At 63.8% G+C, this 13014-nt stretch carries 7 protein-coding genes; 2 read left to right on the top strand and 5 right to left on the bottom strand.

Features of this window, described 5'->3' with window-relative positions; translation table 11 throughout:
• Window positions 1–191: 191 nt before the first annotated feature.
• The 5 genes from GJE22_RS05830 to GJE22_RS05810 form a co-directional block, all read right to left on the bottom strand.
• Window positions 192–941 carry a cyclase family protein gene (locus GJE22_RS05830; protein ID WP_144688296.1) on the bottom strand — a complete coding sequence of 250 codons (750 nt, stop codon included), beginning with the start codon at window positions 939–941 and terminating at the stop codon, window positions 192–194.
• Window positions 942–1282: 341 nt separating this feature from the next.
• On the bottom strand, window positions 1283–2674 hold the full coding sequence (locus GJE22_RS05825; protein WP_144688297.1) for a TrpB-like pyridoxal phosphate-dependent enzyme: 1392 nt from the start codon (window positions 2672–2674) through the stop codon (window positions 1283–1285).
• A 650-nt stretch (window positions 2675–3324) separates the two neighbouring features.
• Window positions 3325–4248, bottom strand: coding sequence for an HD domain-containing protein (locus GJE22_RS05820; protein ID WP_144688298.1), 924 nt, complete (start codon window positions 4246–4248; stop codon window positions 3325–3327).
• A 250-nt stretch (window positions 4249–4498) separates the two neighbouring features.
• On the bottom strand, window positions 4499–8254 hold the full coding sequence (locus GJE22_RS05815) for a phosphoribosylformylglycinamidine synthase (protein ID WP_144688299.1): 3756 nt from the start codon (window positions 8252–8254) through the stop codon (window positions 4499–4501).
• Between the two features lie 738 nt (window positions 8255–8992).
• Window positions 8993–10330, bottom strand: coding sequence for a homoserine dehydrogenase (locus GJE22_RS05810; RefSeq protein WP_144688300.1), 1338 nt, complete (start codon window positions 10328–10330; stop codon window positions 8993–8995).
• 437 nt (window positions 10331–10767) lie between these two features.
• On the opposite strand from GJE22_RS05810, the gene GJE22_RS05805 reads away from it, so the two are divergent.
• Together GJE22_RS05805 and GJE22_RS05800 are read left to right on the top strand one after the other, a co-directional pair.
• Window positions 10768–12039 carry an ABC transporter substrate-binding protein gene (locus GJE22_RS05805; protein ID WP_235895824.1) on the top strand — a complete coding sequence of 424 codons (1272 nt, stop codon included), beginning with the start codon at window positions 10768–10770 and terminating at the stop codon, window positions 12037–12039.
• A gap of 92 nt (window positions 12040–12131) precedes the next feature.
• Window positions 12132–13013, top strand: a complete 882-nt coding sequence (locus GJE22_RS05800; RefSeq protein WP_144688301.1) for a branched-chain amino acid ABC transporter permease — start codon at window positions 12132–12134, stop codon at window positions 13011–13013.
• Window position 13014: the final 1 nt, after the last annotated feature.

The raw sequence follows: 13014 nt of genomic DNA, 5'->3' as shown, positions 1-13014 counted from the left end.
CGCCCTTTTTTACCTGTGGGCAGGCCTTTACGCGTTCAAAATTCGCTCACATCGACGAAATCAACGGAACGAGATGGCCTTTCAGCTTTCATGCGGCTGCGCAATCGCTCTATTTTGGTGCGCGGCATACCACCGAAACGATATTTTTGACCAAACGTACGAAAAGTTAGCGCATTGGAGGCGCGGAAAGTTTAGAACACCGCTGCCACGCGGGCGGGGAGGCCGGTGGCGCCTTCGATGTGCGGCCAGCTCACAAACACGATGGCACCCGTCGCGGGCACCTTGTCGAGGTTCGCCATGACTTCTACCTGCAGGTGGTCATGGTCGAGCACGTAGCGCTCGCAGGCAAGATCGTCGGCTTCCGCCGCCAGGAACGAGGCATCCGTGTCGAAGGTCTCATGCCCGTTCATCTGGATATCTCGTTCCTCATAGAGGAAGCGGAGCGCCTCCATCGACCAGCCGGGGCAGTGCTCGCCTCCGTCCTCGTCGAAGTTGTTGAGCGCGTCGTTATCGGGCCAGCGCTGGTACCAGTCAGTGCGTAGCGCCACGAAGGCGCCGGCGGGAATTCGCCCATGCTCAGCTTCCCATGCTTCGATGTCTGCCACGGCTACGGCGGTGTCGGGCCCCTCGGCGGCGACCTTGCCGGTGAGGTCGATCACGCAGAGCGGCATGGCCATCTGCTCCACGCCGTAGGCCTCAGAGCCAACCTTGCCCGGCGTGAAGTGGTTCGGAAAGTCCACGTGCGTGCCGAACTGCCCGGGGAACTTGTAGGTGTGAATGCGGCAAGAGAGCATCTCTTCGTCGTAGTCGAAGACGGTCTTGCACAGTTCCACGGAGCCCTCAGGGATGCCCGCCCAGTACGGGCTGTCGTTCGTAAGCGGGTGAGTGAGGTCTACCCAGGTTCCTTGTTGCAGCTTCTTGAGTTCTGGCCAAAGGCTCATCTTGGTCTCCTTTCGACAGGGCGGGTGAGGGCTATGCGCGCACGGCGTGTCGCATGCGGGGCGCTGCACCGCAAGCGCATGCGATGCAGCCGCGCATTTCCTCCATAGTACCTGTCATCGGCGCGTGAATACGCCGGTCCAGCCAAGTTCGAGGCTCGAGTCGGAAGGTTTTAACGAAGGAGCCGAGTTGACTCAGGTTTTGGACAACAAAACACCGGTTGGCATTTGTGCGAAACAGCGGTTTACTCGGCGATGTTTGAAAAGCCTTCCGACTCGTGCCTCGAGTTGTCAAAGAGCTGGAGCATGCCGGAGCCCATCAGGCGGGTTCGAGCATATACCCGTTATTGGATGCCCGGAATGGAGGGGATCGTCGCGAATCCGCGCTCGAGCTCCTCGTCGGTGGGGATGTGGTCCTCCAGCTCGCCGCGGTTGAACTTGTCGTAGGCGACCATGTCGAAGTACCCGGTTCCGGTGAGCCCGAAGAGGATCGTCTTCGCCTCGCCGGTCTCGCGGCACCGCTCCGCCTCGCGCATGGCCACAAGGATTGCATGCGCGCTTTCGGGCGCGGGCAGGATGGTTTCTAGCTTTGCGAAGCGCTCTGCCGCCGCGAAGACGTCGGTTTGGCGAACGGCGACAGCATCCAGGTAGCCGTCGTGCTTGAGCTTGGAGACGATGGGGCTCATGCCATGGTAGCGCAGGCCGCCTGCGTGGTCGGGGTTTGGAATGAAGCCGTTGCCGAGCGTGTACATCTTGCAGAGCGGGCAGGTCTGGCCCGTGTCGGCGAAGTCGTAGGCATAGCGGCCACGGGTGAGCGACGGGCAGCTCGCGGGCTCTACCGCGATGAAGCGCGTGGCCGGCCGTGCGCCTGTAAGCTTGTCGCGCATGAACGGGGCGATGAGCCCACCCAAGTTCGAGCCGCCGCCTGCGCACCCGATGACCACATCGGGGTATTCGCCCAGCTCGCGAAGGGCCTCGTAACTTTCTAGACCGATGATGCTCTGATGCAGCACCACTTGGTTGAGGACGCTGCCCAGCTGGTAACGCCCGCGGTTCTCGGGCACATGCAGCGCGCGCTCCACCGCCTCCGAGATCGCGGTGCCAAGCGAGCCAGACGAGCCCGGATCTTGGGCGAGGATGCGCCGGCCGACCTCGGTAGTGTCGGAGGGAGAGGGTGTTACCCGCGCGTCGAAGGTCTCCATGATGTTGCGACGGAACGGTTTCTGCTCGTAGGAGCATTTCACCATGAAGATATCGAGGTCGAGCCCATAGTGAGCAGCTGCCTCAGCCAGTGCCGTGCCCCACTGCCCGGCGCCCGTCTCGGTCGTGATATTGGTAATGCCCTGGGCATAGGCGTAGTAAGCTTGGGCGATGGCGGAGTTGAGCTTGTGAGAACCGCTCGTGTTGTTGCCTTCGAATTTATAGAAAATCTTGGCTGGCGTATCGAGCGCGCGCTCAAGGTTGTAGGCGCGACAGAGCGGGCTCGGCCGGTAGACCTTGTACATCTCTAGGACGGGTTCGGGGATGTCGAAGTACGGGGTGTCGTCGTCGAGCTCTTGGTCGATGAGTGCGTCGGCGAAAACGGGCGCGATATCTGGCTTGGTGGCGACAGCGCCGTTCGGCAGGCGCATGGGTTCGGGCTTTTCGGGCATATCGGCACGCAGGTTGTACCAGGCTTTGGGAATCTGGTCTTCGGTGAGGTAGAGACGGTAGGGATCGTGCTTGGATGCGGTCATGATGTGTCCTTTCTCATCCGGGAGCGCTGCCCGCCGGCAGTCGCTCCAAGCTCAGAATGCTCCCACGTGCGCTGCGGCGATCGAAGAGGCTTGCTTTTCGCCCCGGCGCACGTTGCCCGTTGCGCGCTATCAGGTGACATGCGTCGTTCGCCGGCAAAAAAGAAGGCCCCCGGATTACCGGAGGCCTTCCATGGTGTAGCGCGTTGGTAGGGGAGCCTGCTAATCCGAGAGAGACGGTATGCGCTTGTTCCACCACCAGGCAGCGGCCTGCTGCATCAGGTGCAGCGTATCGGCGTTGTTGACGATGGCGGTCATAGCGGAGCCTTTCTGTAGTCTCCATCGGATTGCGGACACTTTATCACGGTAAAGCTGCGATGCAGCCGGCAGCCAGAAATGTTTCTCGAGCGTTTCCACTATCGATTGGCTCAGCGAGGAAACGCGAAAGCCCGTCAGGTAAGACTTGGATGCAGCTATTGGGCACTCCACGGCGTGTGCCCTGAGTGCAACCGCGATAGCTCATGAGTTATTAGCCCTCTGAGCTGGGCATTCTCTTGCTTCCTATCTGCCTATACTCGTTCGCTACGCCCTGGAGTGCCCAAAAGTTGCATTCAGCGACGTCCGGGTGCCTCAACGACCCAAATGCCCGGCGGTTAGCTGAGCCGCTCGTCGATCCAAGCGCGCAGATGCCCGTCCATGCGGCCGATGAGTGCGCGAGTGGCACGGTTGGTGTACGGGCGCGCTATGCCAAAAGGCGTGCTCAGCAGCTCGAACAGATACCCTTGGTCGATCATGACCTCGAGGCTTGAGGGGTAGACCAGTTCAAAAGCAAAGCAGGCGAGCCCCACCACGTGGTCCACGGCGGTCGATTGGTCGCTATAGCGGACGGTCTGGTGCGCAAAGAACGCATCCTCGGCAGCGGGCGAAATGTCGCCTGCGAGCAGCTCGTCTTCGGTTGCTCCCACGACGGTCTCGACGGTATCAGTGCACGAAACGCGCAGGATATCGATTTTGTCGGCATCGCGCACAAGATTGCAGAGCGCGCGCGAACGAAGGTCGAGGTCGTCGGGAAGGCGAAAATCGCTGTGGTGGCCTACTGCTGCGCGGATGATCTCGTCGGCTGAGGGATCTTCGATAAAAGCGCGAACGGTGCCAGCGGTGCGCACGTGGGCCGAGAACTCATCATCATGGGAGAGGGCTTCCGGCAGTGTGGCGTTCGCGCGGGCGAGCGAGCCGTCAAGCAGGTGCCGCCCGCCCTCGAAAAGCACGTCAACGCCGATAGCAGCATGGCTGGCGGACATGCTGTCTTTGAAGGTGCCCCAACGGCGAAGCTGCTCGAATCGGCCGATGTCGTGCAGGAGTCCGCAGAGCCAGGCGAGGTCCGTGCCCGCCTGAGTGAGGCCCGACGCGCGAGCGATGCGGTCGCAAAGGTCGGCGACACGATAGGTGTGCTCCGCTTTGAGCGCGATGCGCGGATTCTCCCGGTCGTAGGGGGCGAGGTACGCTTCGAACGCCGTTCGCGCCCGCTCACGGTCGATGGAGACCGTATCTTCTGCAACTGCTGTTGTCGTATCCATGCCAACCACCTTTCAAGCGCCTCAAACATGATAGCCCGTTCTGCCGAACTACAACGGTGAGGTCACTGCCGGTCACGTGCAGCATTGCAATGAGCTAGCCGCGGTTCCCTTTCAGATTGCTCGGTCAGGGTAAAAGTGGGTCTCGCAAGCATTCCTCTTGCGCAGTTTCGTAGAAAGGCCCAGCAGTGCTGGGCCTTTCGAGAATGCTTGAGCAAGGAGGAACGAACGCAGGGGCCGCCGGGATCGAGCCCTATGCGAAGTACCCAGCACCGCTCTCGAAGATCGGCATGAACTTCTCGCCTGGAACGTTGCGATACAGGTTCTCGCCACGCCGCTCGACATGTCCCATCTTGCCGAAGACGCGTCCGTCAGGACTGGTGATGCCTTCGATGGCAAGCACGGAGCCGTTCGGGTTCACCGAAAGGTCCATGCTCGGAGCACCCGTCTCATCAACATATTGGGTCGCGATCTGCCCGCCCGCGATGAGCTCGCGCTGGACGGCCTCGCTCGCCACGAAGCGGCCCTCGCCATGGGAGATGGCCACGGTGTAGACCTCTCCGGGCTTGCAAGCAGAGAGCCAGGGCGAGAGGTCGCTGGCCACGCGGGTGCGTACCAGGCGGCTCTGGTGCCGGCCGATGGTGTTGAAGGTGAGGGTCGGTGCCTCGGGCGTGGCGTCCACGATGTCGCCGTACGGAACGAGTCCCAGCTTCACGAGCGCCTGGAAGCCGTTGCAGATGCCGAGCATGAGGCCATCGCGTGCCTGCAGGAGGTCGCGCACGGCCTCGGTGACCTCGGGCGCGCGGAAGAACGCCGTGATGAACTTGGCAGAACCGTCAGGCTCGTCGCCGCCGGAGAAGCCGCCCGGGATCATGACGATCTGGCTCTCGCGAATGCGGCGCGCAAGCTCGTGCGTGCTTTCGGCCACGGCCTCGGGCGAGAGGTTGTTGATCACGAAGACATCGGCCTCGGCGCCGGCGGCGCGGAAGGCGCGAGCGCTATCGTACTCGCAGTTGTTGCCGGGGAAGACCGGGATGATCACACGCGGGCGCGCGAACTTCTCGCCCGCATAGACCGGTGCGATGCGGCCCGTGTCGCTGCAGGTGAAGGTGAGCTGCTCCACATCGTCGAGCTTCTTGGCTTCCTCGGCCGGAGTACGGTAGGGGAAGACGCCCTCGATGCCGCTTTCCCATGCTTCCTGCAGCTCGGCAAGGTCGATCTGCTCGGTTGCGGTTTCGAGCACGTAGCCTTCGACCGTGGTGCCCAAGGGCTCGATCACGAAGGAATCTGCAGCGAGTGCATCGAGCGCCGCCGCATCCTCAACCTCAACGATGAAGCTGCCGTACATCGGCTCGAAAAGGCTCTCGATGTCGACGTCGTCGGCAAGCTCGAAGCCGATCTGGTTGCCCACGCACATCTTGAAGAGGGCTTCAGCGCTGCCGCCGTAGCCGGGGGTTGCCAGCGCCAGGGCGCTTCCATCTTGGGTGAGGCACTCGATGGCATCGAAGACGGCGAGGAGCTGCGAGGGGTCGGGGCGATGGTCGTCGCCATACGAAGCGGGGGCGATGCGGAAGACCGGGTGTCCCGCGCCCTTGAATTCTGGGGAGACCGCATGGTCGGCACGGCCCGTGCTTACGGCGAAGCTCACGAGGGTGGGCGGCACGTCGAGGTCCTCGAACGAGCCCGACATGGAGTCCTTGCCGCCGATGGCGCCAACACCAAGGTCCACCTGCGCCATGAGCGCGCCGAGTACGGCTGCTGCTGGCTTGCCCCAGCGCTCCGGCACGTCGCGCAGGCGCTCGAAGTACTCCTGGAAGGAGAGGTAGGCGCGCTTGCGGGAGAAGCCCGCGGCCACGAGGCGGCTCACGCTCTCAACGACTGAGAGGTAGGCGCCCGCGAACTGGTCGGCTTCCATGAGATAGGGGTTGAAGCCCCATGCCATGGCGCTCGCGGTCGAGGTCTCGCCGTCGACAGGGAACTTCGCCACCATAGCCTGCGCAGGGGTGAGCTGGGTGTGCCCGCCAAAGGGCATGAGCACCGTGGCAGCGCCGATGGTCGAATCGAAGCGTTCGGAGAGGCCCTTGTTCGAGCAGACGTTGAGGTCGGTTACGAGCGCGCGCATGCGCTCGGCGAGCGTGGCACCCTCCCAAGCCGGCTGCCACACCTGGCGCGCCGTCACGTGCACGCTCTGGTGCTTGGGCGCTCCGTTGCTGGCCAAGAAGGCGCGGGAGAGGTCTACGATTACGTCGCCGTTCCATGCCATGCGCACGCGCTTCTCGTGCGTGACCTCGGCGATGACGGTGGCCTCGAGATTCTCCTCGGTGGCATACGCCATGAACTCGTCCACGTCGTCCTCGGCCACGTCCACAGCCATGCGCTCCTGGCTCTCGGAGATGGCGAGCTCGGTGCCGTCGAGGCCCTCGTACTTCTTGGTAACCTGGTCGAGGTCGATGTAGAGGCCATCGGCGAGCTCGCCCACGGCAACGCTCACGCCGCCCGCGCCGAAGTCGTTGCAGCGCTTGATGAGGCGGCAGGCATCGCCGCGGCGGAAGAGGCGCTGGAGCTTCCGCTCCATGGGGGCGTTGCCCTTCTGCACCTCGGCGCCGTCCTTCTCGATGGACTCGACGTTATGCGCCTTGGAGCTGCCCGTGGCGCCGCCGATGCCGTCACGGCCGGTGCGGCCACCGAGCAAGATGATCTTGTCGCTGGGTGCGGGCTCCTCTCGGCGCACGTGGCTTGCCGGGGTGGCGCCCACCACGGCACCCACCTCCATACGCTTAGCAACGTAGCCGGGGTGGTAGAGCTCGGAGACCTGGCCGGTGGCGAGGCCGATCTGGTTGCCGTAGCTGGCGTATCCGGCGGCAGCGGTGGTTACGAGCTTGCGCTGCGGGAGTTTGCCCTCGAGCGTCTCCGCGACGGGGATGGTGGGGTCGGCCGCGCCGGTCACGCGCATGGCCTGGTACACATAGCTGCGGCCGGAGAGCGGGTCGCGGATGGCGCCGCCGATGCAGGTGGCCGCGCCGCCGAAGGGCTCGATCTCGGTCGGGTGGTTGTGGGTCTCGTTCTTGAAGAGGAAGAGCCAGTCCTGGTCTTCGCCATCAACATCAACCGTGATCTTCACGGTGCAGGCGTTGATCTCTTCCGATTCGTCAAGGCCGGTGAGCTGGCCCGTGTGCTTGAGCCACTTGGCGCCGAGCGTGCCCATGTCCATGAGGCAGACGGGCTTCTCGTCGCGGCCGAGCTCATGGCGCATCTCCATGTAGCGGTCGAAGGCCTCCTGCACCACGGCGTCGTCGATCTTGACCTCGTCGAGCACGGTGCCAAAGGTGGTGTGACGGCAGTGGTCCGACCAGTAGGTATCGATCACGCGAATCTCGGTAATCGAGGGGTCGCGGCCCTCCTCGGTGAAGTATTCCTGGCAGAAGCGGATGTCGGCCGCATCCATGGCCAGCCCGCGTTCGGCGATGAAGGCCGCAAGGCCGGCTTCATCGAGTTCGCGGAAGCCATCGAGCACCTCGACGGGCTCGGGGTCGGGGGTCTCGGCTACCAAGGTTTCGGGCTTCTCGAGCGATGCGAGACGCGCCTCCACGGGGTTTACGACATAGTGCTTGATGGCGTCGATGTCGGCCTCCGAGAGCGCGCCCTCGAGGATATAGACTTTGGCGGAGCGCACCGTGGGGCGCTCTCCCTGGCTGATGAGCTGGATGCACTCGCTGGCGGAGTCGGCGCGCTGGTCGAACTGGCCGGGCAGGTACTCCACCGCGAAGACGGCTGCTGCGTCGGGGCTCGACGGCAGCTCGTCGTATGCGTGGTCCACCTGCGGCTCGCTGAACACCGTGGGGATGCACGAGCGGAAGAGCTCTTCGCTTGCTCCCTCCACATCGTAGCGGTTGATGAGGCGAAGGCCGGTGAGGCCCGTTACGCCAAGGATTTCCGTAAGCTCGCTCTTGAGTTGCTGCGCCTCGACGTCGAAGCCCGCCCTCTTTTCCACATAGATGCGAGAGACCATGAACCCTGCCCTTCGAATCCTGCTCGCGGAACCGTTCCCCCGAGCGGCTGCATACCGTCTCTATGATACGGCAGGTTGCCATGCATCCAGTTGGCGAAGTTGTCTGCTACAAATAACCCGCTGCTACGAGCGCGGTGCCGGGAGGTTGCTGTTTTCCCGCTACCGAGTGCAGCGCACGCGGAGTTACGGGTACCGCCCCTTCCCGAGTGCAGCAGATATGGAGTTGCCGGCAACGTCTCGACTGCCGAGCGCGGCAAATCTGGAGTTATCGACTGCCGAGCGCAGCAAATCTGGAGTTACCGGGACCGGCCTGCCCTCCGAGCGCAGCAAATCTGGAGTTACCATCGGCGAGCGCAGCAGATCAGGAGTTAAGGCCACCTGCAGAGGCCGATAACTCCATATTTGCAGCTCTGGATGCGGATAACTCCATATATGCAGCACTGAGCGAGGGAACTACTGGGCGAGGGAGCTGCCTAAGAGAGCGAGGGGGGTGACGTGCCGGGCCCGACCCGGGCGTGACTTCGCGGGGCAGTCCTAAAGGGCGAGGGGACGGCCTAGAGAGAGGAGGCAATCCAGGACGGACTCGGCAGATGAGGGGTAACTCTGGGCAGCTCAATCCCCGGCCGCGGGAAGGCGCCGGCAATTCCAGCCGGAGCAGCTCGATTTCAAGCCGCGGGCCGGCCCCGCCTCGACCCCCCCGGCAGCAGGTCCGGCCCCGCCTCGACCCCCGGCTCTAGCCTACTCGTTCTCCTCTGCGCCCTCGCTCCACGCGTCCACATCTTCGATGCGGATCACGCTGGCAACGCTTGCAACCTCATCAAGCGCCTCGAGCGCAGAGCACACGCGCTGTACGTCGCGCTCGCGGGCCGTGTGCGTAAGGAAGACGACCGAGCAGGTGGTGCCGTCTCCGTCGCGCAGCTGGTTGATGGCGGAGATGGAAACGCCCGCGTCCGCGAAGGCCGCTACAACCGGAGCGAGCGTGCCCACGCGGTCGACGACGGAAAGGCGGATGTAATAGCGCGTCTCGAGGTCCTCGATGGAGCGAATCGGCGCGGTGCGGGGGAAGGGCTCGGGCTCGGGGCCCAAGTCGATCCCGCTGGCGATGCCGTTCGCGAGCTCAAGCACGTCGCCAACCACGGCGCTCGCGGTGGGGAAGGAGCCCGCGCCCGCACCGTAGAACATGGTTTCGCCCACCGCGTCGCCCACGGCGAACACGGCGTTCATGGCTCCCGAGACGCCGGCGAGCATGTGGTCGGCGGGGATCATGGTGGGGTGCACGCGCGCGTCGATGCCCTCGGCCGTTTTGCGGGCGATGCCGAGCAGCTTGATGCAGTAGCCCATCTCGCGCGCCTGCTCGATGTCGGCGGCGGAGACGTTGCGAATGCCCTGCATGTACACATCGTCGGTGGTCACGCGGGTGTGGAAGGCGATGGAGGAGAGGATGGCCACCTTGCTCGCGGCATCGAAGCCGTCGACGTCGGCCGTGGGATCGGCCTCGGCGTAGCCCAAGCGTTGGGCGTCGGCGAGCACATCGTCGAAGTCGAGCCCCTCGGAAGCCATGCGCGAGAGGATGTAGTTGGTGGTGCCGTTCAGGATGCCCGCGATGGTGAGCATGCCGTTTGCCACGAGCGCGTGCTCGAGCGCGTTCACGATGGGGATGCCGCCGCCCGCGGCCGCTTCGCAGCGAATCTGCACGCCGGCCTGTGCGGCGAGGCTTCCCAGGTAGTCGATGCGGCGGCCCAGAAGCGCCTTGTTGGCGGAGACCACGTGCTTGCCGGCAGCGATGGCGCTCTCGAAGATCTCGGTCGCAGGGTGATCGCCGCCGATGAGCTCGATGACGATGTCGATTTCCGGGTCGGCTACGACGTCGTGCCAGTCGGTGGTGAAGGCTTCGGGCGCGATGCCCAGCTCTGCCGCGCGCTCGGGTTCCAGGGCGCTGGCCATCTTGAGGCGCAGGTCGATGCCATAGGCGGAAAGGTATTCGTCGTGATGGCGCGCGATGACGCGGGCGACGCCGCCGCCCACGGTTCCGAGCCCGATGAGTCCTACGTTGACGGTGCGGGTGGTGCTTGGCATTGCGTCTCCTTTGCATTCGAGGCTGCGTGCGGGCTGGTCATCTGGCCGCGAGGGTGCCACCGGTGCCGCGCCCGCAGGCGCTGGGCCCCGGCCGCGCGGGTTTTTCATCGCGAAGGCTCCTCGACCATATCTGCCTAGTATTCTACCGAGGAATGGGGCATGCATGCGAAACACAGATGTAACACGTCTCATGATGTTTCAGGCCGATAAAAACTGCAGGTAGAAACCTTGGGCGAAGAACGCGATACCGGCTCTTCGCTGCTCTAACCCCTCAAAATGGTTCGGCTGCCTTACCTTTTGCATAAAATCGGAGTATTCTAGCACGAACCACCTGATTGCACAGCGTGTTCGGGCGGGGGCCTGCGAGGCATCTCGACCTCGGAGGAATGGAAGGGTAAGCCGGGCAGGCGCTCGGCGCGTCACGAGAGGAGCATCGCATGTCTATGCTCGAGAACATGCAGAACGTTTCCATCAACCGCAGGAGCCTCGTCGCGGGTGCGGCGGGCCTTGGCCTTGCCGGCGTTCTCGCTGGCTGCTCCAACGAGGGTGACGGCTCTGGGGCCGGTTCCGCTTCCGGTTCCGCCTCGGGTAGCGCCTTCATGATCGGTGGCATCGGGCCCACCACGGGCGACGCCGCCATCTATGGCAACGGCGTGCGCATCGGCGCCCAGATCGCTATCGACGAGATCAACGCCGAGGGCGGCGACATCCAGTTCGATTACAACTTCCAGGACGACGAGAACGACGCCGAGCGCTCGGTGAATGCGTACAACAACCTCAAGGACTGGGGCATGCAGATCCTCATGGGCACCGTTACCACCGCGCCCTGCGTGGCCGTGTCCGCCGAGACCAATGCGGACAACCTGTTCCAGATCACTCCTTCCGGTTCGTCGACCGACGTGATCGGCGGCCAGCCCGACGCCGACGGCAACATCGCCACCCCGCGCAAGGAGAACGTCTTCCAGATGTGCTTCACCGACCCCAACCAGGGTGCGGCGTCTGCTCAGTACATCTCCGAGCAGCAGCTTGGCACGAAGATTGCCATCATCTACAACAACTCCGACACCTATTCCACGGGCATCTACCAGAGCTTCCTCGCTGAGGCCTCCGAGCTGGGTCTCGAGATCGTCTCCGAGCAGGCCTTCACCAACGACTCCGCCACCGACTTCTCCGTGCAGCTCAACGCCGCGCGCGACGCCGAGGCCGACCTCGTCTTCCTGCCCATCTACTACACGCCCATCTCCCTCATCCTCACCCAGGCGAACAGCATGGGCTACGCTCCCAAGTGGTTCGGCGTGGACGGCATGGATGGTATCCTCACGGTCGAGGGCTTCGACACCTCGCTCGCCGAGGGCGCCATGCTCCTGACCCCGTTCGTCGCCACGGCGACCGATGAGGCCACCCAGAGCTTCGTGGAGAAGTACCAGAGCGCCGATTACGGTGACGGCGAGACCCCGAACCAGTTCGCCGCCGATGCCTACGACTGCATCTACGCGCTGCGTGCCGCCATCGAGCAGTCCGGCGTGACCCCTGATATGGATTACTCCGACATCTGCGACGCGCTCGTGGAGACCTTCACCTCCGAGGACTTCTCCTTCACCGGCCTCACCACGGCCGGCGAGGCTGCTACCTGGTCCGATACGGGCGAGATTTCCAAGCAGCCCATGGGCATGGTCATCGAGGACGGCGTGTACATGCCGCTCGCATAAGGTCTCGCCCAAATCCCATTCGCAAGTTTGTTTTTGAGCGGAGATCGCCCGCCTCGCGGCGGTCTCCGCTTTTCACATGAAAGGAGGGGGACATGGAGGTACTTGCCAACCTCATCAACGGCATGAGCCTGGGCAGCGTCTACGCCATCATCGCGCTCGGCTACACCATGGTGTACGGCATCGCCAAGATGCTCAACTTTGCCCATGGCGACGTCATCATGGTAGGCGCCTACATCTGCTTCTGTTCCGTGAGCTATCTGGGCCTGCCGGCGATCGCGGGCGTGCTTCTGTCCATCGTGGGGTGCACGGTGCTTGGCATCGTGATCGAGCGTCTTGCCTATAAGCCCCTGCGAAGCGCCCCGTCGCTGAACGTGCTCATCACCGCCATCGGCGTGAGCTACTTCCTGCAGAACGCGGCGCTGCTCATCATGGGCTCTGATCCGAAGAGCTTCTCGTCGATCATCAGCCTGCCGGCGCTCCATCTGTTCGATGGCCGGCTTACCATCAGCGCCACGGCCGTGATCACCATCTTGGCATGCGTGGTCATCATGGTGGCGCTCACCATGTTCACCGGTAAGACCAAGATGGGCAAGGCCATGCGTGCCTGCTCCGAGGACCGTGACGCCGCGCAGCTCATGGGCATCAACGTGAACTCCACCATCTCGATGGTGTTCGCCATCGGCTCGGGCCTCGCTGCCATCGCGGGCGTGCTCATGTGCGCGGCCTACCCCACCCTCATGCCCACGACGGGATCCATGCCCGGCATCAAGGCCTTCACGGCGGCGGTGCTCGGCGGCATCGGCTCCATTCCGGGCGCTGCGCTCGGTGGCGTGCTCTTGGGCATCATCGAGATTTTCGCGCGTGCCTACATCGGCACGCAGCTGGCCGATGCGGTGGTCTTCGCCGTGCTCATCGTGATGCTCCTCATCAAGCCGGCGGGCCTTCTGGGCAAGACCGTGAGCGAGAAGGTGTAGG

Source organism: Enorma shizhengliae (assembly GCF_009676995.1).
In the GTDB taxonomy this organism is placed as follows: Bacteria; Actinomycetota; Coriobacteriia; order Coriobacteriales; family Coriobacteriaceae; genus Enorma; species Enorma massiliensis.
The sequence above is the reverse complement of the archived record's forward strand: the minus strand, read 5'-3'. Positions and strand labels throughout refer to the sequence as shown.